The sequence below is a fragment of the Rhodococcus qingshengii JCM 15477 genome (assembly GCF_023221595.1).
Taxonomy (GTDB): domain Bacteria; phylum Actinomycetota; class Actinomycetes; order Mycobacteriales; family Mycobacteriaceae; genus Rhodococcus_F; species Rhodococcus_F qingshengii.
In genome coordinates this window covers 346,521-371,105 of the sequence record NZ_CP096567.1, presented here as the reverse complement: position 1 = coordinate 371,105, position 24,585 = coordinate 346,521, and the positions used below count along the sequence as shown (strand labels likewise).

Here is a 24,585-nt window from a genome sequence, read left to right as displayed (position 1 = left end):
GGGCCCTCGTCGGCGGTCCCCTTCCACCCCGGGAGGCGACAAGTCTTACCGCCACCCCGAAAGTCGCTGGTGCTCCGCGTGTTTCTCCGCGCAGGGTAGCGGCACCACCACATACCAGAAAGAGAACTATCACCACGACATTGATCACCGGTGGTAACAGGAGCCTCGGCCACGAAGTGGCACGCCGCCTCGTCCAGGCCGGACAGACAGTCTGGATCGGAGCCCGAGACGCCGAGAACGGCCGTGCGTCCGCCGACCGGCTCGGTGCGCACTTCATCCAACTGGACGTGACCGACGATTACGTCACTGTCGGGCGGGAACCAGCAGATCACCCGTACCACCACACCCTCGTGATAAGAGTGCGAGGTCCGCCACACTCGGTAGCGACCCGACTGCCGCACCCGTTTGAGACCCGGCATATCGACCACCCGCGGTCGTCGCAGCTGTCGAAGTCCGCGAAGGCCTTGAACAGCTATGGCCTTGACGTCGAAGAACTTGTCAGACAGTTCCTCGAATGCTTCGGACGCTAGAACCCGCATGTGATGCGTCCGGGGGTCCCGAGCAACTGCTCGAGACCCCGAAGCATCCCGCAAGGTTCTTCAGAACCTTAAGAACCTCCCCTAACTCGGAACTTGTCCCCATCCAAAACGCGATTCTTCGTGAAGAACGATGTTTCGATACCGCCGGCTCGGCTGTTCTGGCGGTCATTCAAAATGCACATGCTGTAGCCAGCACGACACGACACCTCGTCCCTGCCTCCGAAACACCGCCCCCCTTGAACAGCGGAAACGCACCCGCCGTTCTCGGAAAGGTAACGGCTTATAAGCGAGTCATCGGCCGGATGTCAGTCAGCTGACGGAGGCTGTCGGTACGGTGGCCGAGCCATTCTTGTGGAGATATCGAAACCGCCCGGTACCCGGGCGTGACCACGAGGAGCGGACCATCAACACCATCGCGCAGCACTGGATCAACGGACAGTGGACCGGCTCCGGCTCGGTTCTGGAATCGATCAACCCGGCCGACGGCACAGTCGTCGGCTCGTTCTACGACGGTGGCGAGGCGGAGGCCTCGGCCGCCGTGGACGCCGCCGTCGCCGCGTTCGAGACCACCGAATGGGCGCGCACTCCCTCGCTTCGGGCGACCGCACTCAGTCGGCTGGCCGACGCCCTCGAAGCCCGGGTACCCGAGGTTGCGGCCATGTTGTCCCGGGAGAACGGCAAGCTGCTAGGCGAGACCACGTGGGAGGTCAGCGGTGCGGTCGGGTGGCTACGGTACGCGGCGGCCTCTGCGCGCACCCAGAACGCCGGGCGCGCCGCCGAGACGGAACCCGGCCAGTACACCCACTCGGTGCCTGAACCGCTTGGTGTCGCCGGGATCATCTCACCCTGGAACTCCCCCATCATGCTGACTGTGCGGGCGCTGGGCCCGGCGCTGGCCGCCGGCTGCACCGTCGTGGTCAAGCTTCCAGCTCAGACGGCGCTGACCAATGAGCTTTTCGCGCAGGCCCTGGCCTCGGTCACGGAGATCCCGGCGGGCGTGGTCAGCGTGTTCACCGAGTCCGGCAACACCGGGGCCCCGTTCCTGGTCTCCTCCGACAAGGTCGACGTGATCAACTACACCGGCAGCACGCCGGTCGGGCGCCGTATCGCGGCCGCGGCCTCCACCACGCTTAAGCGGCTCGGTCTGGAACTGGGCGGCAAGGCGCCGATGGTGATCCTTCCTGACGCCGATCTGGACATGGTGATCCCGACCGTGGTGCAGTCGCTGGTGCTGATGAACGGACAGTTCTGCTGCACCGGCTCCCGTGTACTGGTGCACCGGGACATCGCCGACCAGGTGCGAACTCGACTCACCAACGCGCTCGCGCAGGTGCGGCTCGGTTCGGGCGACGACAAGGATGCCCAGCTCGGCCCGGTGATCGACAGGGCGTCCGCCCAGCGGGTGGACGCGATCGTCGAGGAAGCCACCTCATATGGCACGGTACTGCTGCGCGGCGGCGTGGTCACCGACGGTCCCCTGGCCGCCGGTGCGTTCTACCGGCCGAGCCTGATCGAGGTGGACCGCACCGACGTCCGGATCGTGCAGGAAGAGGTCTTCGGTCCGGTCCAGACGTTCGAGATCTTCGACGACGAGGACGACGCCGTGACCAAGGCGAACGCCACCATCTACGGCCTGGCCGCCTCGGTGTTCAGCTCGGACTCGATGAAGGCCCGCCGGATCGCCCGGCGCATCCGTACCGGCACTGTATGGATCAACACCTGGGGAGCTATCAGCGAGGACTTTGAGGAGGGCGGCGTCAAGAGCAGCGGTTACGGCTATCTATGCGGCCCGCGAGCGATTGAGGAGTTCCAGGCCCTCAAGGTGTATGTGGAGCAGGACCACGCCCAGTCCACTCACTGATCAGAACATGACTCGCCCGGAGCCCGCCCGGGCTCCGGGCCCTCGCATGAGAAGGCCGCACCATGCCGTCGATTCTGATCACCGGAGCGACGAACGGTCTTGGTCTGTTTTGGCTGAGGAGTCTGACGAAACCGAGCACCAGTTGCTTCTGCACGATCGCAACCCGCAGCAACCGGTGCCGATGGCGCAACATTTCAGGGCCGAGCAATTCATCGCCGACTTGTCCGCTCCGGCCAAGACCCAGCATCTCGAGGCCGAAGTGACGGCACGACACCCGCAGCGGCTGGCGGTGAAACCATCCGAGCCCTGTGCTGTTCACCTGGCAACTGCTGCCGCTGTTGCGCGCGGACAGCCCATCACGCAGCGCCAACATCGCGTCGGTCGTGCAGGAACCGATGGAATCAAAACGCAACATTACGATTTGGAGTGGTCCATGAACGAGAGACTTGTTTCCCATGCCTACGGTGCCGACGATCCCGGACTGCCAAGCCCACCGACAGTGACAGACGTCCGGCATATGCTCCGGGAGCAGAGACGGAACGATCTCGCGAACGCCGAACCCCGTCTCGGCCCCACCGTTCCGGCCGTCGTCCGGCCTTGGAAGCTGTGGCTGCTCACCGTGTGCGCTATCTACCCCACCATCGTCCTGCTGGGCCTGGCCACGAACCCTGTTCTGGAAGATCTGTACCTGCCGGTACGACTTGCTGTACTCGTCCCGGCGGCAGCAGCAGCGATGGTCTGGCAGATCAATCCCCGACTGCAGCGGCGTTTCGGAGCTTGGCTCACCAGATGACAAGCAGCCCAACTCCGCCGCCGGTACGCTCCACGGCGCCCGCACATTACAGACCACTGAGCAGGCTCACGGCGCGAGGCCGCGACGAGACCCACCGCGGCGTCTCCTCACTGGAGCTCTTCTTCGACCTGTGCTTCATCGTGGCCATAGCCCAGGCAGGCGCCCAGTTGGTGCACGCCATAGTCGAGGGACACACGGGCGATGGGATCCTCAACTACTTGATGATCTTCTTCGCTATCTGGTGGGCGTGGATGAACTTCACGTGGTTCGCCTCGGCTTACGACAACGACGACGTGCTGTATCGGATCGTCACGCTGATCCAGATAGCCGGCGTGCTCGTCCTGACGGCAGGGGTCTCCCAGGCGTTCGAGGAACACGCGTACCCGGTCGTCATCCTGGGCTATGTGATCATGCGGCTAGCCATGACGGCGCAGTGGCTGCGCGTGGCGCGGTCGAGCCGGGGCCCCGAGCGGACGATGGCGCTGCGGTACGCCATCGGGCTGTGCCAGATCGGCTGGCTGGGGCTACTGATCCTGCCGGAGGCCGGCCGCCCGTGGGTCTTCCTGGTGATGGCGCTGCTGGAGATGGCCGTACCGCTGTATGCGGAGCGCGCCCACCCCACGCCCTGGCACCCCCACCACATCGCTGAACGGTACGGGCTGCTCACGCTCATCGTGCTCGGCGAGACCATCGCAGCGGCCACCGTCGCCGTGAAGTCGGGGATCGACGAGCACGAGGCTCTGGGTGAGTTGGTGCCCATCGCCGCCGGCGGACTGCTGATCATCTTCGCCGCCTGGTGGGTGTACTTCGCGGTGCCCATCCACGGGCACCTCCGGTCCAACCGGCAGTCCTTCCTCTGGGGTTACGGCCATTATCTGATCTTCGTCTCAGGTGCCGCGATTGGCGCCGGCCTGGAGGTGGCGGTGGAGCAGGCAGTGGGCAAGGCGCACCTTTCGGCGCTGTCGGCGTCGGCGGCGGTGACGCTGCCGACAGCGCTGTTCCTGCTCACGGTGTGGGCGCTGCACTCGCACTTCTACAAGGTAGGAATCGCCCAGCAGTCGGTGCTGCCGGTCACCGCGCTGCTGGTAGTCGTCTGTACGTTCCTGGGTCACTGGACGGTGCTCGCGGTGGGACTGGTGGCGGCGCTGGCGGTGACAGCCGGGGTGACGCTAACGGCGCTCGGGGCCGGCCCGGAGCGCCGGAGAGGCGAGGAAAGCGCCGCGGTGCCAGCTCTGTGAGGGAACCCTCGCCGCCGCGGGAAACTGGCCGGCGCTGCGTACGAAGGCGCCCGCGCCGTGCGTCCGGTGCCCCTGCTCAACGACGGCGACACGTTGTTCACGCCGACGCCGGGGATGCACCCGCTCGGCACCGCGAACCCGCTGGCCCCGGACGACGCTCTCACGGCGGGGCGCGGACGCGGTGACTCACGCGACCGTACGCGCTGTGGGCACCGCCGAGTAGGTCACGCAGTCATCGACGGAGCCGAGACCGCCACGGCCCTCAACGTTGCTCAGGCAGCCAATGTCGACGCCACCCCCATCACCGTCCCCAGCCAACTCGAAGGGCTTCCCCAAGAAGACTGACATCGAGGGCTTGTTCTCCACCAAGGACGACCTCTGGCTCCTCAACAGGGCCAGGGGGCAATTCCGGTCTGGGTCACTCTCGGCGATCTCGTTCTCGAATCATCAGCGCCGCAGGGCCTTCAGACCTGCGGTCAGACCAGGGATCCGGGTCGGCAGACCCAGGTGGGCAATACGGCCGCGATGGTCGCCGGGTCGGGCAGGGCGGAGAAGTGGAGCAGGTGGACTCGGGAGCGGCGTCACCGTCGCCGCGTTCCTGGTCTTCGGCGTCGTCCTCGTCGACGCCGACGATCCGTCCGTCTCGGTCGCATCGGACGTGGATTTTACGCCGACCGCTGGCGTAGACGCGGGAGGCGAACTGCTCGGCGAGCCGTTCATCATGACTGTGCAGGTCTCGGAGGACGGCGACGAGGGGGCGGTAGCCGGCGGAGGCGACCGGCGCGATGATCCGCGTGACCTTCGTGCTGTCGTTGCGGTGGGACTGCAGCGCCTGGCTGGTGTTCTGCATGCTCTTCGTCTAGAAGCTGTGGGTGGCGGCGAAGCAGATGGTTTCACGCTCCGTTTGCCGGTAGGTGCGATAATCACTGGGCAAGTGCGTGGCTGGTGGATCGACCGCTTCGCGAGGTACAGCAAAGGACGCGGCGAATGTGGGCGAGGTCAAGGACAGACACGAGCGTCGGCCCGGCCGGACTGGTCGGCCGGGAGGGGGAACTCGCCGAGCTGGCGGCGTTCCTGGACATGGCCGGGACGAATGGAGCCGCCCTGCTGCTCACCGGCGATCCGGGCGTGGGGAAGACTGCGCTCCTGGACGCGACAGCCGAGCTGGCGGTGGCGAAAGGAGTGCGGGTCGTCCGCGGGAGTGGCGTCGAATACGAGACTGACATCAGCTTCGCGGGACTCCACCAGCTCGTCGGTTCACTGCCGGACGAGCTTGGTCGTCTGCCGCGTTCCACGCGGGAGGCCCTCGAGGTTGCCCTCGGTCTCGGCGCCGGTCCCGCGTCGAGCCGGATCGCCGTCCTGAACGCGGCACTGGCCCTGTTCGACGAGGCCGCGAAAGAGCAACCGTTCCTCCTCGTGGTCGATGACCTTCATGCCGTCGACCAAGCGAGCCAAGCTGCGGTGGGTTTCGTCGCCAGAAGACTGGGCGGTCGCCGCATCGGGCTGCTGGGAGCACAGCGAGAGGAGTCCGACGAATCCTTCCGGTCCGTCGGCCTACCGGAGCTCAAGATCGCGCCGCTGGACGACGCGGACGCCCTGCGACTGCTGTCCCGGCGTTTCGCCCACCTCCCCCGCCGGGTGCTTTCAACCGTGGCCCACGAGGCACAGGGAAACCCCCTTGCTCTACTCGAGTTCGCCGGGTCGACGGGGGCGACCGGCGACGAACACGGGCAAGGGACGGCGTGGGCGAGCGGCCCAGGGCGGGACGTGCGCGCTTTGTACGGCGCCCGCGTCGCACGACTGCCGCAGAGAACACGCGAGGTACTGCTGCTCGCAGCTCTCGAGGGCTCCGGCGACATCGGCATTCTCGAGGCAGCCGGCGGGCCGGACAGCCTCGAGCAAATCTCTCCCGCGGAGCGTGACCATCTGGTCATGGTCGCGGAGAACGGCCGCGCGGTGCGCTTTAGGCACCCGCTGGTCGGGTCCGCGGTGGTCGACGGTTCCACCGGCGAGCAGCGGCGCAGCGCCCACCGCCAACTGGCCGACGCGCTGGGCGACCAGCCCGAGCGGCGCGGTGATCACCTCGCGAGAGCCACGACGGCGCCTGACGAGGCGGTCTCCGCCGCCGTGGAGTCGGCAGCCCGGAGCAGCCTGCGACGCGGTGACGCCGACGGCGCCATCGCGAGGCTGCGGCGTGCGGCCGAACTGAGTCCCGACCGAGGGGTCCGCAGGCGCCGCCTGTCGAAGGCCGCCTACGTAGCCGCCTGGGTCGCGGGTCATCTGGAGATCAGCCACGAGATCATGCGTGAGGTCGAGGGCGATCCGGCGGCCCGGTCGCTCTCGGCGGCCGCGGCGGCCGGCTTCCTCGTGCTCGTCACGGAAGGCGAAGCCGATACCGCGCACGCGCTCCTGATGGAGGCGGTCGAGCAGGCCTCGGTGATACCCGGACCGCCGCGTGAGGAGCTGGAGACCGCGCTCTTCACTCTCACCCTCGCCTGCCAGTACTCGGGCCGACCCGAGCACTGGCAGCCTCTGGTCAACGTCCTCGATCAGCTCCCCGAGGCATCGCCCGCCGCCGCGGCGTCACTGGGGCGCGTCCACCACGACCTCGGTTCCATCACCGACAGCATGCTGCGCCACCTGGACGAGGAGATCTCGCGGCTGAGGGACAAGAGTGACGCCGACGTGGTCATCCGCACCGCCCTGACCGCCTCGTACCTCGACCGGCTTCCGGGCTGTCGCGAGGCCGTATCCCGGGTCATACGCGACGGCGGCGCGCTGGGGTCGAGCATGCCAGCCCTGATGTTCGTCGCCCTCGACGACCTGTACAGCGGCCGGTGGCGGACGTCGGCCGACGCCGCGGACGAGCTCATCGCACTGTCCGAGGAGACGGGATACCACTTGTTCGCCCAGGTGGGGCACTACATCGCGGCGATGACCGCGGCCCAGCGCGGCGACCTCGACGCGTGCCGCCGCCACTGTGAGGCCGTCTGGGAGTGGGCTAGGCCCAGGGGATTGCAGCGGCTGGAGAACTGCGCCCACCAAGCGGCGGCGCGGGCGGCCCTCGGCGCCGCCGACTTCGAGACGGCCTTCCGGCATGCCACAGCGATCTGCGCCCCGGGCGTGCTGCCGCCGTTTAACCCCGAGGCCCTGTGGTCCGCGCCGGACCTCGTCGAGGCCGCCGTGCGCACCGGGAGGCACGCGGAGGCACGACGGCACGCGGACGCGCTGCGCGACGCCGGTGTCGGCCACCTCTCGTCGCGGCTCGCGCTGAGCTCGGCCATGGTCACGGCGATGACATCGACTGCCGAGGACATGGTCCGGTACTTCGAGGAGGCCCTCGGACTGCCGGACATCGAGCAGTGGCCCTTCGAGGTCGGTCATGCTCGTCTGGCGTACGGCGAAGCGCTTCGCCGGCAAGGACTCAACCGTGACGCCCGGGTGCAGCTGGCCGCCGCCCGCGACTGCTTCGAGGAACTCGGGGCCCATTCGTGGGCGGCCCGGGCCGCTGCAGAGCTCCGCGCCACCGGCATGACGCGGACCGGCCGGGGTAAGTCCGGTGAGGCCCTCACCCCGCAGGAGCTGGAGGTCGCCAGGCTGGCGGCGACGGGGCTGTCCAACCCGCAGATCGCGTCGCGTCTGTTTCTTTCGCCGCGGACTGTGTCATCGCATCTCTACCATGTGTTCCCGAAACTGGGGATCACGTCGCGGGCCGAGCTCCGCGACGCTCTGGATGCGCTGCCTCCCGAGCCTTCGGCCGCCCGGCTGTGAGCGCTACCGGCCGGGCCCCGGCACTGACGTAAGCGAGCCGCCGGCCGGATGTCAGTCAGCTGACGGAGGCTGTCGGTACGGTGGCCGAGTCATTCTTGTGGAGACATCGAAACCGCCCGGTACCCGGGCGAGACCACAAGGAGCAGACCATGCCGTTCGTCACCGCCAGCGACGGAACCGAAATCTTCTACAAGGACTGGGGCTCGGGCCGGCCGATCATGTTCCACCACGGCTGGCCGCTGAGCTCGGACGACTGGGACTCCCAGCTGCTCTTCCTCGTCCAGCGGGGCTACCGTGTCATCGCCCACGACCGCCGCGGGCACGGGCGCTCCGCCCAGGTCGGCCACGGGCACGACATGGACCACTACGCAGCGGACGCCGCCGCCGTGGTGGCGCACCTCGGCCTGCGCGACGTCGTCCACGTCGGCCACTCCACCGGTGGTGGAGAGGTCGCCCGGTACGTTGCCAGGCACGGTGCGGGGCGGGTCGCCAAGGCCGTCCTCATCGGAGCGGTCCCGCCGCTCATGGTCCAGACCGAATCGAACCCGGAAGGGTTGCCGATCGAGGTCTTCGACGGCTTCCGCGAGGCCGTGGTTACCAACCGCTCCCAGTTCTACCTCGACCTCGCCTCCGGGCCGTTCTACGGGTTCAACCGCCCGGGCGCGGACATCTCCCAGGGCGTCATCCAGAACTGGTGGCGCCAGGGAATGACCGGCAGCGCGCAGGCGCACTACGAGGGGATCAAGGCATTCTCGGAGACCGACTTCACCGACGACCTCCGGGCGATCGACGTGCCCACGCTCATCATGCACGGCGACGACGACCAGATCGTCCCGATCACCAACTCCGCCGAGACGGCGGTCACGTTGGTCAAGAACGCGCGTCTGAAGGTCTACCCGGGGCAGTCGCACGGCATGTGCACCGTGAACGCCGACACCGTCAACGCCGACCTCCTCAGCTTCATCGAGAGCTGACACCGGTCTGGCACCGACACTCAGCCCGTCAGCACGGAACAGAACAGGAATCACCATGACCGCAACACCTACCGGCTACGTGACCGTCGTCTGGGACGCAAAGGCGAAGGCCGGCAGGGAGGCCGAGCTCAAGGCGTTCATCACCGCCGCCGTCACCCCCTCGCGCAACGACCCCGGCAACATCGACTACGAGGCCCACGAAATCGAGGGCAGACCCTGCGAATTCGTCATCTACGAACGCTGGGAGACACGCGCCCACCTCGACGCCCACCTCGCTGCACCCCGGATGCGGGAACTTGTCCCGCAGATGCTCGAACTGATCGACGGATCCATCGAGGACGGCATCCGCCTCCTGCGCCCGTTCCGTCCCACCCACTAGCGCCGGACGCCCGCCGGCGAGCCGCACAACCGCGAACCTACCCTGCGGGTGCTCCCGTTGACCGCTTTTGCGGGAGCACCCGCTCCGACGACATACACAGGAGAGACACAACGTGACCATCACACTGATCACCGGCGGCAACAGGGGTCTCGGCCACGAGATCGCGCGCAGACTCGTCCAGGCGGGCCAGACGGTCTGGATCGGAGCCCGGGACGCTGAGAACGGACGCAAGGCCGCCGACCGGCTCGGCGCCGACTTCGTCCAGCTGGACGTGACCGACGACGCGTCGGTCGACGCGGCGGTCAAGACGCTGCGCGCACGGGTCGGCCACCTGGACATTCTCATCAACAACGCCGGCATCCTCGGTGAAGTCACGGCCCCCGAGGACATGACGGTCGACCAGATCGGCCACGTCTACGAAACCAACGTCTTCGGACTGGTGCGCGTCACGCACGCGTTCCTGCCCCTGCTGCGGAAAGCGGCCGCCCCGTCCGTCGTCAACGTCACCAGCGGCCTCGGCTCGTTCACGCTGACCCACGACCCTGAGCGGGTCGAGTCGCAGTATCCGCTCGCCGCCTACGGCTCGTCAAAGAGCGCGGTCACCATGCTGACCACGCAGTACGCCAGAACAATCCCCGACGTCCGCTTCAACGCGGTAGACCCCGGGCAGACCGCGACCGAATTCACCGGCCACATCGGGCAGAGCGTCGAGGAGGGCGCCGAGGCAGCGGTGCGTATCGCCACCCTTGGGCCCAACACGCCCACCGGCACGGTGACCGACCGCACCGGCGTGCTCCCCTGGTGACGGCGACAAGCCCGACGCCAGGACAGGCTTGGCAACCGTCCTCACTCGGCACACCGGACAGGCCCAGTATCGGCCACTTGTTCTCCAGCGTCACCGTGCCGCTCATATCGTCTCCTCAGTTCCGTGGTCAACCCGAGGAGAACATGATCGTCCGCGTGGTCAGATTCCACCGAAGGATCAAGACGCTCAAACGGCAAATGTATGGACGAGCTGGTTTCGACTTGCTCCACAAACGAATACTTCTCATTCGTTGACACATTCAGGACCAATCACGGAAATTGCTCCAAAACATTATTAAGCCTGAATCCACCGACGAGCCCGTGAGAGTCAATGCGGATGAAAGGCCCGAGCAAGCGCTGCTTCCAGACATGGTGTGACCGCTGGTCTACCCAGCTTTTCCACGATTGAAAGGTGTCGGGCCGCTTCCGGCGATTCGGTCAGGTTTCAAGCGATGGACGGCGGGCTGTGTCCGATAGTGTTGGCCCACAATCGAAGCCACGCAGCGGACCACGGCCAGTGAGTCGGTAGTCGCAGAATCGGTTTTCGTTGCGGCCGACACAATCGAGCTGGGATGTTGACGATCTTGCGTCGGAGCGTCGCACCTCGGGAATGAGAATACCGATCACCGGCAAGAACGCCGGTAGCTCGAAGCAGATTGTGGGCGATCGCCGCGCACAACACCCACGCGGAGTTCGCCCCGAACTTCCCCGACGGCATGTGTGCAAGTGGTCCGTCAATGAGATCGGCGAACACGGTTTCGATGATCGCGTGCCGACGGTGGGTGACATCTGCGTCGGCGGTGAGCCCGGTGGTGCTGGTGAAAAACGGGTGATACCGCCAGACGGGGAAACAACGCGTCCGGAAATCGCGCATCTTTGACTCGGCGCACGATCAACCGGGCGGTGACCGGGTTCTTGCTGGAAGCGAAAGCGGTGTAAGTGGTTTCGGCGACCTCGGCATCGGAAATCCAGGCACCGTGTCGGGGTCACGGACCGCGCCGGGATACTTCACGGGTGTCCAGGTTTCATCGGCAATCGAATCGATGGCGCGCGCGACGGCGGTGTTCTTGGCCATCACGACCGAGAATTCGACTTTCGCGCGCAAGCAGGCGGTCACGACGGAACGAGTGCCGTAGGCGGAGTCGCCACGAACGAGGATTGTGCCCGATCTGTACTTGTTTCTGCCGAATCGAGGCCGGTAGTAGTTGGTCACGCAGTGCCGACTACGGCAGCGGAACCGCCCACACCAGGGAGGTCCCACCGCTGGGCATCTTGTGGACAGTCAATGAACCTCCGCACTCGGTGGCGCGACTGCGGAGGTTGTCGAGTCCACTCGACGCCACCGAATCGGCGATGCCGATGCCGTCGTCGGTGATGTCTATTCGGATGTCGTCGCTGATCGAGAGCGCGACTTTCACAGTCCGTGCTCGGGCATGGCGAACGGTGTTACTGACTCCCTCCCTGATCACCGCCACCGCGTGATCGGCCATGGTCTGGTCGATGACCGACAGAGGACCGTTCACGCGAATAGTGATGCGCACGGATGAATCCGCGGACATTTCGTCGACGGCATCGTGCAGTCTGGCTCGCAGTGTCGACTCCGAGAGCGTGCTGCCCTGCAGGTGGAAGATGGCGTTGCGAACATCTTGGACAACTTCTTGCAGGTCGTCGATCGTGGCCGCCAATCGAGCTTTCGTAGTCTCGGAAGGGCTTTGCTGGGCGGTGACCTGCAACGAGAGGCCGGCGGCGAAGATACGTTGAATCACACTGTCATGCAGGTCGCGGGCGATCCGATCACGATCCTTGAGCACGTCGAGTTCACGTAATCGCCTCGCCGCATACGCCATTTGAAGTGCCACAGCGGCCTGGTCGGCGAAAGTGGTCAGCAATGCCAGTTGTTGTTCGCTGAAGGGCTCGGCGTTTCGCTCTCGCAGCGCCACCAGGACACCCGAGACCGAGTCCGGTGTCTGCAGTGGAGAGACCAACGCCGGCCCATACTGCATATGAGAGCCACGATTGACGTCGAATTCGAGGTGTTCGCCGCGGATAGAAGTACGAGTGAGGAAGGACCTGCCGATCGTCGAGCCGATCGCCGGAATCACGTGCCCGACAACTTCTTCCGGCGAATTGCCGTCCGCGACGGTGACGACCAGGTCGGAGTCCGGGCTGAGTGCATCGACTGGTTCGGCGATGAAGGTGCGGTCCGCACCGGTGAGTTGACGAGTTTGCCACGCGATCAGGCGGAGCACGTCCTCGACAGCGACTCCCGAGAGCAGTGCTTCACCTATTTCGCGGGTTGCCTCGAGCCAGAGTTGCCGCGAAGTGGATTCCTCGAACAGTCGTGCATTTTCTATCGCGACCCCGGCCGCGGACGCCAACACTTCGACGACCGCCTGGTCCTCCTCGGAGAAGGGGCCTCCCCCGAATTTCTCGGTGAGGTAGAGATTTCCGAACACGGTCTCACGGACCCGGACAGGCACGCCGAGAAAGGTGTTCATAGGCGGATGGTGGGGCGGGAATCCCACGGAGGAAGGGTGCGAGGACAGTGTCGTCATTCGTAGTGGCTGCGACTCGGTCACGATAGACCCGAGAAGGCCGCGACCAGTCGGCAGCGGACCGATGCGGGCGCGAGTGAGTTCGTCGATGCCCTCGTAGACGAACTGTGTGAGCTGGTCGTCGTGTCCGCGGACTCCAAGTGCGCCGTAGCGAGCGCCGACGAGCTCGATCGCGGCATGCACGATCGAGCGCAGCGTCTGTTCCAGATCAAGGCCGGCGCCGACGACAAGCATCGCCTTCAGTAGCCCATCGGTCCTCTCGCGAGCAGCTCGACTTTCGATGTGATCGTCGGGCAGCTCCGAGTGCGCGATGGCGTCGGTTTGCTCTGGCTCCGCGGGTACGGTGGGTTCCGTCATCGCCGGTTCAGTTTCAGTGTGCGTTTCGATGCGAACACCGCTGCTTGGGCTCGACGTTCCAAACCTAGTTTGGCCAGGAGCCGCGACACGTAGTTCTTGACCGTCTTTTCAGCGAGAAACATGCGCTCGGCGATCTGACGATTGGTCAGACCTTCCCCTAAAAGGGCGAGAAGTTTACATTCTTGATCGGTCAGGTCGCTCAGCTCGTTGTCCGCTTCATCAGCGGCTCGGAGTTTGCTCATCAGAGCAGCGGCGGCGCGATTGTCCAGCAGGGACTTTCCGTGGCCGACGTCTTTGATCGCCTTCGCCAAAGCCATGCCGGTGATGTCCTTGACGATATAGCCGTGCGCGCCGGCGAGAATCGCGTCAAGCATGGCCTTGTCTTCGTGAACGACGTCAGAATCAGGCACTTGACGTCGGGGAGTTTCGAATGCAGTTTCTTGCACAGTTCGATGCCGTCACCATCGGGCAATCGCACGTCCAGCACCGCCACGTTCGGGCGTAACGCTGGGATTCGAGCCAGAGCGTGCGCGTAAGTTCCTGCCTCACCGATCACGGTGAGATCGGGATCATTGTTGATCAAGTCGACCAGACCACGTCTGACCACTTCGTGGTCGTCAACGAGAAACACCGAGATCACAACTGTTCTCCTCTTCCCCGCCCCTCACCAGCCTACGGATCTCTCACTGGCGATCGGCGCCCTGAAGCTGATTATTCGAGGTCTTTTGTCACTTGTTCCGTACTTAAACTTCAGGGCTCCGGACGGCCGCTCCCCTCGGTCCCTCGATGTCGACAGACGAGCATCTCGAGGACTACTACTAAGTCCCCTTTTGGGACAACAGTGGCTTTCGGTGGCCGTTCGGCCCTACCTGATCGTCCGGTCGGCCGAGCATCCTTGGCGGGTAATTGAATTCACCTCTTCACCTGTAAAGGAAAGTTCGATGCACATGACGCACACCGTGACCCGATCGTCGAGGGAAAGAAGCTCCATCGCTTCGCGAATCGTCGAAGAGGAAGCGACTACAGATCCATACGGCCCCCGTCGTGCTGTGACGGTCGCACGGTTGGCGTTGGAGTTCGCGGGCCAGTTTTCCCTAGAAGGAGTGGAAATCGTCCTCGACGGGTGCATTCTCGACCTTTCCTGGGTGTCCTACGCAGCGATGCCCGAGTTGAGCGAACGGTTGGCCCGTCAACGCATCTCGAGCTACTGCCACAGCAAGAACAGAGGATTCAGGTGACACCACTGCCCTGGACTATCCGTGAATTGGCCTGCGGCAGCATAAGTGATCGTCGAGATTCGACCTCGCACGACACAAAAGCCAGCGCGGAGTGGTTCGTGTGCGGCGACGAAACCTGCGCCAGCGCGCACTTCACGAAACGCCCACGATCATGACGGCCGCGCCCCAGCCCGCGATCCCGGACGGACCCGACAACGACAGTAGCGGCCCGACCCACGACGAGCCGCACACCAGTGGCGTGTCGTCACGGCTGAACTGGCTACGCGCGGGCGTACTCGGCGCCAACGACGGCATTGTCTCCGTCGCAGGCCTCGTCGTCGGAGTCGCTGCCCTCTCCACCGATCGCGGCCCGATCCTGACCGCCGGAGTCGCGGGCCTCGTCGCCGGCGCGGTGTCGATGGCACTCGGCGAATACGTCTCGGTAAGCACCCAACGCGACACCGAACGCGCACTGCTGGCCACAGAACGCCACGAACTCGACCACACCCCGGACGCCGAACTCGACGAATTGATCGCGATGTACCAGAACAAAGGCCTGAGCGAAGAAACCGCCCGCCACGTCGCGGGGGAATTGACTGCTCACGATGCCTTCGCCGCACACGTCGACATCGAACTAGGAATCGACCCCGATGCATTGGCCAACCCGATCTCGGCGGCACTGTCATCAGCAATATCGTTCACCGTCGGAGCCATGCTTCCCTTGATCGCGATCCTCGCCCCACCGCCCGGGGTGCGGGTGCCGGTGACGTTCGTCGCTGTTCTGCTTGCGTTGGCTCTGACCGGCGCAGTCAGTGCACAGTTGGGCGGCGCCAGTCGCCGACGCGCGGTGGTTCGCGTGGTCGTGGGAGGGGCCCTGGCAATGATCATCACCTACGCCGTCGGCCAGTTACTCGGAGTGGCAGGGGTCTGACAGCATTCCGACCCGACCGTTGTCGTCGAGGTGGTGTGTGGCCTGTGGAACACCTCTCCGAAACGCGCACCGATCACCTGGTCAGCAGAGCGCCAGCCCGAACCGGCTTCGCCATCATCAGAATTCGAATACCAGGCGCGCGGTGACACGGCCGGCGAGAATGTCGTCGAAGCATTCGTTGACGTCGTCGAGTTTGCGCGAAACTGCAGATACGGTGGTTTTTCCGGCGGCATGAAGCTCGAGCACCTCGCGCAGATCCTCACGTGTGCCGACTATCGATCCCAGAACGGAGATACCCCCGACGACGGTGTCGAAGATCGGGATCGGAAACACACCATGCGCCGGCATCGAGACACAGACCAGTCGGCCCCCGCGCCGAAGTGAGCGGAACGCTTGGTCGAAGACGCTCGGAACGACCGCCAGCACGATCGCGACATCCGCACCGCCAAGCTTCTGGATCGCTTCAACGGGGTCTTCGGTCAGTGAGTTGACAGTGTGGTCCGCCCCCAATGTTGCGGCGAGCTTGAGCTTGTCGTCCTCGATGTCGATTGCCGTGACAAAACCTCCGGCGATCCTGGCGTATTGAACTGCCATGTGCCCCAAGCCGCCGACACCGAAGATCGCGACACGTTGCGCTGGCCTCACCCCACCGACCTTGACCGCCTTGTACGTGGTCACACCCGCGCAGGTGAGCGGGGCAGCATCGAACGACGAAATCGAATCGGGAACACGAACTACGTACTGTGCTTGCGCCACAGCATATTCGGCGTAAGCCCCGTCGATGGAGTATCCGCTGTTCTGCTGCTTCTCGCACAGTGTCTCCCATCCGGAGACACAGTGGTCGCACTCACCGCACGCGGAACCGAGCCATGCGATCGCGACACGTTGACCGATACGATCGCGGGAAACGTTCTCTCCTGCCGCTTCGATCACTCCGATACCTTCGTGACCGGGCACGAAGGGGACGGTGGGTTTGGCGGGCCAGTCGCCCTTCGCTGCGTGTATATCGGTGTGGCACAGTCCGCAGGCTTCGATCTTGATCAGAACTTGGTCCGGCCCAGGCGTTGGGATCGCAATGTCCTGGACGACCAGGGGTGCTCCGAACTCTGTCACTACTGCTGCTCTCATCGCGATCATCCTCAGATTGGGGTGGACTCGAAAAGTCGACGGCCGATCTCGGCGCCGCACCTACTGATGCTCCCGCGACCAAGCACAGCCCAAGTAGGGTCAGAGGTCACCCCGGCAGGTCGAAGGACCCCGAATGCTGAACACCCCAAAAGGTCGGGCCCATGATTTCCTGCAGTCATGGCCGCCCATTTGCCTATGATTCCCATTTCCGCACTGCCTATCGTCGAATCTCTCGCCGGAATCGCCTCAGGAGAACACTGGCATCACCGTAAGAGCGATGAGGTGCACCGCTGCTTCGGCGGTGCGGCCATGCATGTTGCCACTGGTGCGGCGGTGCCGACACCGGTGTTTCACCGGAACCGCGGTGCACTTCCGGGCGTATGTGTCCATGGCGGTCTTTCGGCCCTACTCGACTTAAGCAGCAACCGAGCACACTGGACAAACACGGCGGTCACGCGATGAACGACGACAGAACGGCGATGAGGAATCCCGGATGGACATCTCCCACACCCCCGTTGGCGTGCGAGCGCCCATGCCATGCAACACAATCCGTTTACCCACGCACTGGCCCACCCTACGAAAGGCGCTCACCGGTGTCTACGATCGCGATATCGCTGGGTTGCGGTGAGAGCCGTCGCGGAGCGGAAGCGCGACAGTCCATTTGGTGCCGATCCGAAAAACATTGAGCCACAATTTTTTTCGATCACCGTTGGCGAAGCAAAGAATCTGTGTTCACGTCCTCAGGTGCGAAACGAAGGAAGGTTCACACAGGACAGTGGCCCGCAGTTGCCGCTGGTGGATCATGTCCGAGAAAGGGGACCGAGATGAAGGTGTCGTCGTCGATGATGCATGTACGCGACTTGGATCGTTCTGTGCAGTTCTATCGTGATGTGTTCTCCTGCACTACGGGCCTGCGCACGCCGGACTCGGCGTTGCTCCTGACCCCTGACGGATTTCACATCTACATGCACGCGAAGTCTGCATTTCACCCCGTCGATGCCGGCATCACCGGAGTCCTCTACATCATGTGGTCCACCGACAGCGAAGACGAATTCACACAGATAGCGGAACGGATGCGCGCGCACGACGCGTCGGCATCAGTCTCGACGTCCGACGGGCTGACGCTTCTCGACGGACGCGACCCGGACGGAATCAGAATCGTCATCGCGTATCCGAGCCCGACGCAGTTCCCGCGCGAGGTGATCGCTGCCCGATTCCGCGGGTAACCACCCTCGCATGATTCGCAACCGGAAAGCTGTCGACACCGCCGCTGGCCGGCCACTTGCCAAGATGGTGGTGGGCCAGCGACCAGTCTGCAGGGCACTCTCTCTGACGGCGCCCTGCCTGCTATGTCGTCTCGTCGACAGGTTCGAGGGCCGTACCAGCTCAGCAGCGGCTCGATCTAGCGTGGCATCGCTTCGGCGTTCGCGCGGAGTGTGTGCAACATTTTCCTGCTCATCACGAAACCTATCGGTTCGACGATCGAGCATCCGAAAGCAAGGCGGCTGGCCCATGACTGTCCATGTGAGTATCTCCCCCGCTCGATCAGTCGTGTTCTGTCCGAGGTTATGGGACGTAGATGGAACGACCACAGAGCATGGTCGGCTATGTCTGGGCCTTCGCCGAGAAGAACCATTGTCGTGCCGCGTTTGATCATCGTCACGGTCAGAGGGGGTGATTTCGGGTGCAGAGCTACCTTGTCACCCACTTCGAGGAGTTGGAAGTCGGGATTGATACCTGCCGCACTCGTGATGTTACATCCCACCATGTTCTCCAGTCCGCGATAGCTGTAGAAACCCGCACGTTGTTGGCCTATTTGAATCAGCCACGGCCACAACTGATCTGCTGCGGAATCGACAGTGATCGCGTGTGTGTACGACCATGACGCGTTCGGGACGAACTCATCCCCGGGAAGCGTCTCTGCGATCTCCGATGCCGTCGCACCCCAGCCAATTCTCCACCGACGCAACGGCCTCGATGCAAGTATGTGAAAAGCAATGAGACCAGCACCGCCGATCGATTCCGCAGCCTCATTCATTCCGCGCCCACATCCTCGTGCTGCCCAGCCGAGACGCGGCTGGTTTCGCTCCAGGCCCCTCGGGCACCGAACTCGCCTGTGCACCCCGCTGTCGTCGACGCGACTTTCGGCCACGCCTCTGCAGAGGTGGTTGTCGGATCCGCGACTGCACCGATTGCCGCGAAAGCGGCATTCGACCAGGCAAGCGGGTGGAGCGCTTCTGGGTCGGCGGCGAATACTGTGGTCACAACGGTTGGCAGCACATGTGCAGGACTGTGGTCGATGGTCGTCACGGGAGCCTCAATTGTTTTGTCTTCGAATCGGTTCGACACCAGTTTTGGGTGCGGTCTACGCGTCTCGACGTCTGAGCATGTAACCGGCGAAGCCGATCAAGAGTACGGTCCAGATCACCGCGACGCCGAAACCTTGCCATGCCGAGAGCAGATCTCCGGGGGCTTGCTTCGGTGAGGCGATCAAGCTCCCGGCCTGCGAGGGTAAATAGGCGTGGACGTGCTGCCCGATACTGCCGGGCAGCAGCTGAGCAAGGGGCGCCAAAACGAGAACGAAACCGATGATGCCGGTGACGGCTCCCGCTGTGTGGCGGACGAGAGCGCCGATCGCGATCGCTATCACTCCCAGCACCGAAAGGTACAGACCCGCACCGACTACGGCTCGCAGGACACCCGGATCACCCAACGACACCGACACACGCGACCCCATCACCGCCGATCCGACAAAGAACGCCGGAAAGGCCGCGAGCTCGCCGACCACGAAGACCACAACCATGAACAGTCCGGACTTGGCGGCCAGGACCGGTATCCGCGCAGGAACCGCCAGCAGGCTCGCTCTGATCGTTCCGCTGGCATACTCGCTGGTCATGACGAGAACGCCGAGGACACACACCGCCAGCTGTCCGAGCTGAAAACCGGCGCCGAGAATCTGGCGAGTAGGGTCGGCCACAATCTGCATTTGGGCCAGCGGATCGACTCTGTCCCAGTACGCCACGGTAAACCACGTGAACAGCGCAGTGAAACCGACAGTGACGACAACCAGCAGCGACAGGGACCAGATCGCCGAGCGGAGCGATACGAGTTTGGTCCACTCCGATTTCAGCAATCCCACAAAATTCAGGCTGCTGAGGTGCTGCGCAGGCGCAGCGGGTTCGTCATGGAACGCGGAGATACTCATCTCGCGGCGCTTTCTGTGGCGAGAGGCATCAGCGACCGCTCGTGGGGCGTCATTGCAGGGTGGGTGAGGTTCATGAACGCTTCCTCCAACGTAGCCACTTCCGGTGTCAGCTCGTAGATCGCGATGTGATGCTGATTGGCGAGTTCGCCGACACGCTGAGCGGAAATATCACGCACGGTGAGTGCGCCGTCATCACGCGCGCCGGTATGCCCGCCGGCCGAGGCGATACGTTCGACGAGTGCCGGCGAATCGGATGACCTCACCAACACCGAGGTGTGGCTGCTTCGAGCGACCAATTCCTTGGTGGTGCACTGTGCTATCAGTTTTCCGTGATCGATCACGACGAGGTTGTCAGCGGTTTGCGCCATTTCGCCCATGAGATGGCTGGAGACGAACACAGTTCTTCCCTCGCTTGCGAGGTGCCTCATCATGGAGCGCATCCAGAAGATGCCGTCTGGATCCAATCCGTTGATCGGTTCATCCATGATGAAGGTCGTCGGATCCCCCAAGAGTGCTGCTGCGATTCCCAAACGTTTGCGCATACCGAGCGAAAAGGAACCCGCACGTTCTCCCTCGACGTCACGGAGGCCGACGAGATCGAGGACCTCATCGATACGGTGCCTCGAAATAGACTGTGTTTGAGCGAGATAGAGCAGATGGTTGTACGCCGATCGACCTGGGTGAACAGCCTCGGAATCCAAGAGTGTGCCGACTTCACGCAAGGGCTGACGGAGCTGGGTGTAGTTCAGGCCGTTGATGTGGGCGTGTCCATGACTTGGGTAGTCGAGCCCGACGATCAATCGCATCGTGGTGGACTTGCCTGACCCGTTCGGTCCGAGAAACCCTGTCACTGAACCGGATTCGACTTCGAAAGACAGGTTGTCGATCACAAGCTTGTCGCCGTAGCTCTTGCTGAGCTCTCGAACTTCGATCGTGTGGCTCATCACGGCCTACCAGAATTCGGTTGCGCAGACGCTGTCGGTGCGGTGCAGATCGTTCCGGGCCATGTATCGGTCGCACAGGCCGCGGCCTCGCGTTCCTCATCGCTGGCACTCACGTGAAATTGCGGGCTGCGATCGCGCATCCCCTCGGCTCCCGGAGTTGCTGTAAGCCTACGCATATGGGTTCCTTCGTCGGAGGGATGAACTGAGGGAGCGGACAGGGTCTGTGGTAATCGGCAACGCTGTCAGGAGACCGGTATCTCTTCGGTCTCGCGATGAACCTCGATTCGACAGTCCTTCACCACAGCGGCGACGGCAGCAACTGCGACCAGAACAGGTGCCGCTATGGCGACCACGACGCCAACCGTGACCGGAATCTCGAAAATAGTGTGGTCATGGTCGTTTTTCACCACAATTCTTCGGACGTTGCCATCATGTAGCAGCTTTTTCACCGCATCAGTGACCTCAGCTCCCTGAACCTGGAAGCTGTTCGTAGGAGGAGCGGCGCCCATGGATCCGTTTACTGAATTTCCCTGTTCCTGCATAGTCGACATTCCGTTCTGTACCAACGCACGATGTGGACGCGGTGCGATATCGGGGCGCCGGGTAGCCGATCGACTACCCGTCATCAGTGTCGAGGACGGCATATCGCGTGCGTAGAGTCTTTGTACCTGCGGGGCAGTTCTTTACGGATGCAGATGTCGAGCGCCGCACAGCACTAGTGAGCTCGGGGCTCTCGAACTGATGATGACCTTCGCCCAGACCGTGGGCACCTACTCGCAGTGGCAGGGTCTTTCGGCAGTCCGCACCACTCGGCCCCGCTGGTCGTCGTGGTGACCAGTGACCCTATGGTCGGGTCGCTGAACCGGCGATCATCACAGGATGGACAGAGCGCGAGCGGGAACTGAACGCGCCGACACGTCGGCGTCTGGGCCGGCCACGATGCTGGGTTGGCGCGTCCTTGAACCCACGTCGATCCATGCGCACCCTATGACGTTCGGGCGCATTCCGCGGCCCACGATTCTGCCTGACGAGCTTCTCGTCAGAGTCGTCGCGTGCGGGGTCTGCCGGACCGATCTTCACGTCAGTGAAGGGGACCTCCCCATCCACAAATCCGGTGTGGTCCCCGGTCACGAGGTCGTCGGGTTGGTCGAGGAAGTGGGAGCTTCTGTATCCGGATTCGCATTCGGTGATCGAGTCGGGGTGCCATGGCTGCACTCCACATGTGGCAGCTGCCGTTTCTGTGTGCGGGGGGCCGAAAATCTGTGCCCGAATTCCACGTACACGGGCTGGGACGTCGACGGCGGATACGCCGAATACATTTCCGTTGCTGCAGCATTCGCGCTTGCGTTGCCTTCGGGCTACAGCGACGTCGAGTTGGCGCCGTTGTTATGTGCTGGCATCATCGGCTTCCGCGCTCTCGAACGCACCGATCTGCCCGAAGGTGGGCGTCTGGGTATCTACGGTTTCGGAGGTAGCGGGCATCTGGCGGCGCAGATCGCGATGGCACGAGGATGCGAAGTGCACGTGATGACGCGCAGTCCTTCGGCGCGCACACTCGCACTCGAGTTGGGCGTGGCCTCCGTTCAAGGCTCGCACGATCGACCGCCCGTGCCGCTCGATGCGTCGATTCTGTTCGCCCCTGTCGGCGACCTGGTTCCTGTTGCGCTCGAGTCCTTGGATCGAGGGGGTGTTCTGTCGATCGCCGGTATTCACCTGTCGAACATCCCGCCGATGAACTATCAGCGGCACCTCTTCTACGAACGTCAAGTGCGCTCGGTGACAGCCAACACCCGCGTCGATGCCGTCGAGTTCCTTGATTTTGCGGGCCACCATCATCTGGATGTCAGGGTGCAGCGGTATCCGCTCGCCGACGCGGATCGCGCGCTCATGGACCTGGCTGACGATCGTGTCACCGGTGCTGCGGTGCTGGTGTACTGATGAGCCGGTCCGCGTTACCTGTTACCTCGCTCGATCCGTCGAAGGCGCCCGACGAATACGGTGCGGCTGAGGCGTCCGTCGCCGAGTTCGCGGACGTACTCGCGTTGTTGGATACCACCTCGGCTGGATTGACTAGCGCAGAAGCATCACGGCGGCTCGCCGAGTACGGCCCCAATGCCGTCCGCTCGCATCGCGTCAGTGCCACCGCGGTCCTGGCCCGTCAACTGAAAAGCGCGATCCTTGCGCTCCTCGCTGTCACTGCGGTCATCTCGTTCTTCTTGGGCGACCGAAACGATGCCGTCATCATCGGCATCATCTTGACGGCGAGCATCGGGCTCGGATTCACCAACGAATACCGGGCGGAGCGGGCGAGTGCAGCGCTCCATTCGCAGGTACGGCACACGGCGGTGACACTACGAGACGGATCCGCGACGGAGGTCGACGTCGCCGATCTGGTACTCGGCGACATCCTTCGCCTCACTTTGGGGTCGGTGGTTCCCGCGGACCTGCGGCTGATTGCCGTCAACGGACTCGAGTGCGACGAGAGCATGCTCAGCGGAGAGTCGCTTCCAGCACCGAAATCGTTGTCTCCGTTACCTTACAGCCCCATCCCGCTTTCCGCTTTGTCCACGAAAGTGACCGGGGCACCATTCATCTGCCCAAGGACGACAATGACTATTCCGCGTCAAGCACCACGCTCTGACAGTATTCCCGGGTCTGACGCCCGAGCCACCACTCTGCCACTTGCAGCGCTTCTCCCTCTGACTGCGACGGCATTCCTCGCCATCGTCACCGAGACACTTCCCGCCGGACTGCTCTTACAGATCTCCTCGGGACTGACCATCAGTGAATCCGCAGCCGGTCAGATGGTGAGCGTGTATGCGCTGGGTGCTGTCATCGCTGCGATTCCGGCCATCACTCTTACGCGAGGTTTGCGGAGAAAACCGATCCTGCTGGCAGTCGTTACGGGGATGCTCCTCGCGAACACCATCACCGCGGTCGTCGACTCGTTCACCGTTACGTTGGTCGCACGATTCGTCGCCGGAGCATTTTCCGGTGTGCTGTGGGGCATGCTCGCCGGCTACACCCGGAAGATCACTCCAGCAGCGAAGACTGGAAAAGCACTCGCCATCGCGATGGCCGGCACGACAATTGCGTTCTCCATCGGCACACCACTGGGGACCTACCTCGGATCGGCGCTCGGGTGGCGCTGGGCATTCACGATCTTGGCCGTCTTCTCCGCGATTCTCCTCGTCTGGATCGTCGGCGCCGTTCCTGACGCCCCCGGGCAGGAACAGCAGACCCGCACACCGCTCCAACGCGTTGTCACAGTCCCCGGTGTCGCGATCATACTGTGCATCGTGTTCGGATGGTTTCTCGCGCACAACATGCTGTACACCTACATCGCGCCCTTCCTGACCTCCGTCGACGCCGGATTACGGGTCGACGTCGCCCTTCTCGTCTTCGGCTTCGCATCCGTCGGCGGTATCGTGCTCACCGGCTCGATCATCGACCGGGCACTGCGCAAGATGGTGCTGCTCAGCTTGACCGCATTTGCCGCCGGAACACTGGCCCTCGGCCTGGCAGGCGGAAACACCCTGGTGCTACTTGTCGCCGTGATCCTGTGGGGCGGAACCTTTGCCGGAGCATCGACCCTGCTACAGACAGCAGTGTCGGACGCCACCGGACCCGACGCAGACGTAGCCAACTCCATGTTGACCACGGCCGCGAACCTCGCGATCTTCAGCGCGGGGACGACCGGCGGAATCCTTCTCGACAACGCCGGCCCCGGATTGTTCCCGTGGGCGGCACTGGCAGTGATCGTCGTCGTCTTCGCTCTCGCGTTCGCCGGGCGTCGCGCGGCAATCGTTCCCGGTCGCCGCACCGACCGACTGCCGACATCTTCGTCCTGATCGACTCATCTGAACCACATCCAAAACCACTGATTTGC

General features: G+C 63.8%; 21 protein-coding genes and 3 pseudogenes. 14 read left to right on the top strand and 10 right to left on the bottom strand.

The features are described from left to right. Positions 1–128 precede the first annotated feature (128 nt). The 5 genes and pseudogenes from M0639_RS32845 to M0639_RS35135 form a co-directional block, all read left to right on the top strand. Positions 129–299 (top strand): annotated as a pseudogene (locus M0639_RS32845) (SDR family NAD(P)-dependent oxidoreductase); the annotation flags it as partial. Between the two features lie 643 nt (positions 300–942). Further along, positions 943–2,400 carry an aldehyde dehydrogenase family protein gene (locus M0639_RS32840; RefSeq protein ID WP_170320434.1) on the top strand — a complete coding sequence of 486 codons (1,458 nt, stop codon included), beginning with the start codon at positions 943–945 and terminating at the stop codon, positions 2,398–2,400. 109 nt (positions 2,401–2,509) lie between these two features. After that, a complete protein-coding gene (locus M0639_RS32835; protein ID WP_231915023.1) occupies positions 2,510–3,193 on the top strand; it encodes a putative antibiotic biosynthesis monooxygenase in 684 nt (227 codons plus the stop codon). Continuing rightward, entirely contained in the window at positions 3,190–4,431 is a 1,242-nt protein-coding gene (locus M0639_RS32830; protein WP_064074422.1) for a low temperature requirement protein A, read from the top strand. Before M0639_RS32835 ends, M0639_RS32830 begins: the two co-directional genes overlap by 4 nt. A gap of 57 nt (positions 4,432–4,488) precedes the next feature. Beyond that, entirely contained in the window at positions 4,489–4,776 is a 288-nt protein-coding gene (locus M0639_RS35135) for a hypothetical protein (protein WP_064074423.1), read from the top strand. Positions 4,777–4,849: 73 nt separating this feature from the next. Here M0639_RS35135 and M0639_RS32820 read toward each other — a convergent pair whose 3' ends face one another. Beyond that, on the bottom strand, positions 4,850–5,281 hold the full coding sequence (locus M0639_RS32820; protein ID WP_064074424.1) for a hypothetical protein: 432 nt from the start codon (positions 5,279–5,281) through the stop codon (positions 4,850–4,852). Between the two features lie 137 nt (positions 5,282–5,418). Between M0639_RS32820 and M0639_RS32815 the strand changes: the two genes are divergently transcribed. The 4 genes from M0639_RS32815 (at position 5,419) to M0639_RS32800 (ending at position 10,360) form a co-directional block, all read left to right on the top strand. Beyond that, positions 5,419–8,202: an ATP-binding protein gene (locus M0639_RS32815; protein ID WP_064074425.1), complete on the top strand. Its 2,784-nt coding sequence runs from the start codon at positions 5,419–5,421 to the stop codon at positions 8,200–8,202. A 149-nt stretch (positions 8,203–8,351) separates the two neighbouring features. Continuing rightward, positions 8,352–9,176 carry an alpha/beta fold hydrolase gene (locus M0639_RS32810; protein ID WP_064074435.1) on the top strand — a complete coding sequence of 275 codons (825 nt, stop codon included), beginning with the start codon at positions 8,352–8,354 and terminating at the stop codon, positions 9,174–9,176. A gap of 55 nt (positions 9,177–9,231) precedes the next feature. Further along, positions 9,232–9,555 carry a putative quinol monooxygenase gene (locus M0639_RS32805; RefSeq protein WP_054801418.1) on the top strand — a complete coding sequence of 108 codons (324 nt, stop codon included), beginning with the start codon at positions 9,232–9,234 and terminating at the stop codon, positions 9,553–9,555. Positions 9,556–9,667: 112 nt separating this feature from the next. Beyond that, positions 9,668–10,360 (top strand): SDR family NAD(P)-dependent oxidoreductase, encoded by a 693-nt coding sequence (locus tag M0639_RS32800; protein WP_064074426.1) that lies wholly within the window; start codon positions 9,668–9,670, stop codon positions 10,358–10,360. A gap of 444 nt (positions 10,361–10,804) precedes the next feature. Here M0639_RS32800 and M0639_RS32795 read toward each other — a convergent pair. The 3 genes and pseudogenes from M0639_RS32795 to M0639_RS32785 all read right to left on the bottom strand — a co-directional run. After that, positions 10,805–11,527: pseudogene (locus M0639_RS32795) on the bottom strand (transposase); the annotation flags it as partial. Positions 11,528–11,582: 55 nt separating this feature from the next. Then, positions 11,583–13,271, bottom strand: coding sequence for a sensor histidine kinase (locus tag M0639_RS32790; RefSeq protein ID WP_064074427.1), 1,689 nt, complete (start codon positions 13,269–13,271; stop codon positions 11,583–11,585). Then, positions 13,268–13,911: pseudogene (locus M0639_RS32785) on the bottom strand (response regulator). Before M0639_RS32785 ends, M0639_RS32790 begins: the two are co-directional and overlap by 4 nt. A 307-nt stretch (positions 13,912–14,218) precedes the next feature. Between M0639_RS32785 and M0639_RS32780 the strand changes: the two are divergent. Continuing rightward, on the top strand, positions 14,219–14,509 hold the full coding sequence (locus M0639_RS32780) for a hypothetical protein (RefSeq protein WP_231915190.1): 291 nt from the start codon (positions 14,219–14,221) through the stop codon (positions 14,507–14,509). Positions 14,510–14,660: 151 nt separating this feature from the next. Further along, positions 14,661–15,419, top strand: coding sequence for a VIT1/CCC1 transporter family protein (locus M0639_RS32775; RefSeq protein ID WP_082893182.1), 759 nt, complete (start codon positions 14,661–14,663; stop codon positions 15,417–15,419). A gap of 117 nt (positions 15,420–15,536) precedes the next feature. On the opposite strand, the gene M0639_RS32770 is transcribed toward M0639_RS32775, so the two are convergent. After that, complete coding sequence (locus M0639_RS32770) at positions 15,537–16,547, bottom strand: zinc-dependent alcohol dehydrogenase (protein ID WP_064074438.1); 1,011 nt, start codon at positions 16,545–16,547, stop codon at positions 15,537–15,539. Positions 16,548–17,389: 842 nt separating this feature from the next. Between M0639_RS32770 and M0639_RS32765 the strand changes: the two genes are divergently transcribed. Continuing rightward, entirely contained in the window at positions 17,390–17,773 is a 384-nt protein-coding gene (locus M0639_RS32765; RefSeq protein WP_331712743.1) for a VOC family protein, read from the top strand. 176 nt (positions 17,774–17,949) lie between these two features. Here the strand turns inward: M0639_RS32765 and M0639_RS32760 are convergent, their stop codons facing one another. The 5 genes from M0639_RS32760 to M0639_RS32740 all read right to left on the bottom strand — a co-directional run bounded on the left by M0639_RS32760 (position 17,950) and on the right by M0639_RS32740 (position 21,238). Further along, positions 17,950–18,585, bottom strand: coding sequence for a hypothetical protein (locus M0639_RS32760; RefSeq protein WP_064074428.1), 636 nt, complete (start codon positions 18,583–18,585; stop codon positions 17,950–17,952). Then, positions 18,582–18,857, bottom strand: a complete 276-nt coding sequence (locus M0639_RS32755; protein ID WP_156525029.1) for a hypothetical protein — start codon at positions 18,855–18,857, stop codon at positions 18,582–18,584. The genes M0639_RS32760 and M0639_RS32755 overlap by 4 nt, the downstream gene beginning before the upstream one ends. A 55-nt stretch (positions 18,858–18,912) precedes the next feature. After that, positions 18,913–19,752 (bottom strand): ABC transporter permease, encoded by an 840-nt coding sequence (locus M0639_RS32750; protein ID WP_064074430.1) that lies wholly within the window; start codon positions 19,750–19,752, stop codon positions 18,913–18,915. Further along, positions 19,749–20,696 carry an ABC transporter ATP-binding protein gene (locus M0639_RS32745; protein WP_064074431.1) on the bottom strand — a complete coding sequence of 316 codons (948 nt, stop codon included), beginning with the start codon at positions 20,694–20,696 and terminating at the stop codon, positions 19,749–19,751. The genes M0639_RS32750 and M0639_RS32745 overlap by 4 nt, the downstream gene beginning before the upstream one ends. Before the next feature lie 242 nt (positions 20,697–20,938). Next, the gene (locus tag M0639_RS32740) at positions 20,939–21,238 is read right to left on the bottom strand and encodes a DUF4342 domain-containing protein (protein WP_197486168.1); all 300 of its coding nucleotides are present in this window, start codon (positions 21,236–21,238) and stop codon (positions 20,939–20,941) included. A 397-nt stretch (positions 21,239–21,635) separates the two neighbouring features. Between M0639_RS32740 and M0639_RS32735 the strand changes: the two genes are divergently transcribed. Then, positions 21,636–22,634, top strand: coding sequence for a zinc-binding alcohol dehydrogenase family protein (locus M0639_RS32735; protein ID WP_064074439.1), 999 nt, complete (start codon positions 21,636–21,638; stop codon positions 22,632–22,634). Next, positions 22,634–24,547: an MFS transporter gene (locus tag M0639_RS32730; protein WP_082893180.1), complete on the top strand. Its 1,914-nt coding sequence runs from the start codon at positions 22,634–22,636 to the stop codon at positions 24,545–24,547. The genes M0639_RS32735 and M0639_RS32730 overlap by 1 nt, the downstream gene beginning before the upstream one ends. Positions 24,548–24,585: the final 38 nt, after the last annotated feature.

Coding starts and splice junctions, on each gene's coding strand:
- M0639_RS32830 (WP_064074422.1), top strand. CDS start 3,190: ATGACAAGCAGCCCAACTCCGCCGCCGGTACGCTCCACGGCGCCCGCA.
- M0639_RS32820 (WP_064074424.1), bottom strand. CDS start 5,281: ATGCAGAACACCAGCCAGGCGCTGCAGTCCCACCGCAACGACAGCACG.
- M0639_RS32815 (WP_064074425.1), top strand. CDS start 5,419: ATGTGGGCGAGGTCAAGGACAGACACGAGCGTCGGCCCGGCCGGACTG.
- M0639_RS32810 (WP_064074435.1), top strand. CDS start 8,352: ATGCCGTTCGTCACCGCCAGCGACGGAACCGAAATCTTCTACAAGGAC.
- M0639_RS32805 (WP_054801418.1), top strand. CDS start 9,232: ATGACCGCAACACCTACCGGCTACGTGACCGTCGTCTGGGACGCAAAG.
- M0639_RS32790 (WP_064074427.1), bottom strand. CDS start 13,271: ATGACGGAACCCACCGTACCCGCGGAGCCAGAGCAAACCGACGCCATC.
- M0639_RS32780 (WP_231915190.1), top strand. CDS start 14,219: ATGACGCACACCGTGACCCGATCGTCGAGGGAAAGAAGCTCCATCGCT.
- M0639_RS32775 (WP_082893182.1), top strand. CDS start 14,661: ATGACGGCCGCGCCCCAGCCCGCGATCCCGGACGGACCCGACAACGAC.
- M0639_RS32770 (WP_064074438.1), bottom strand. CDS start 16,547: ATGAGAGCAGCAGTAGTGACAGAGTTCGGAGCACCCCTGGTCGTCCAG.
- M0639_RS32765 (WP_331712743.1), top strand. CDS start 17,390: ATGATGCATGTACGCGACTTGGATCGTTCTGTGCAGTTCTATCGTGAT.
- M0639_RS32760 (WP_064074428.1), bottom strand. CDS start 18,585: ATGAATGAGGCTGCGGAATCGATCGGCGGTGCTGGTCTCATTGCTTTT.
- M0639_RS32750 (WP_064074430.1), bottom strand. CDS start 19,752: ATGAGTATCTCCGCGTTCCATGACGAACCCGCTGCGCCTGCGCAGCAC.
- M0639_RS32745 (WP_064074431.1), bottom strand. CDS start 20,696: ATGAGCCACACGATCGAAGTTCGAGAGCTCAGCAAGAGCTACGGCGAC.
- M0639_RS32740 (WP_197486168.1), bottom strand. CDS start 21,238: ATGCAGGAACAGGGAAATTCAGTAAACGGATCCATGGGCGCCGCTCCT.
- M0639_RS32735 (WP_064074439.1), top strand. CDS start 21,636: ATGCTGGGTTGGCGCGTCCTTGAACCCACGTCGATCCATGCGCACCCT.
- M0639_RS32730 (WP_082893180.1), top strand. CDS start 22,634: ATGAGCCGGTCCGCGTTACCTGTTACCTCGCTCGATCCGTCGAAGGCG.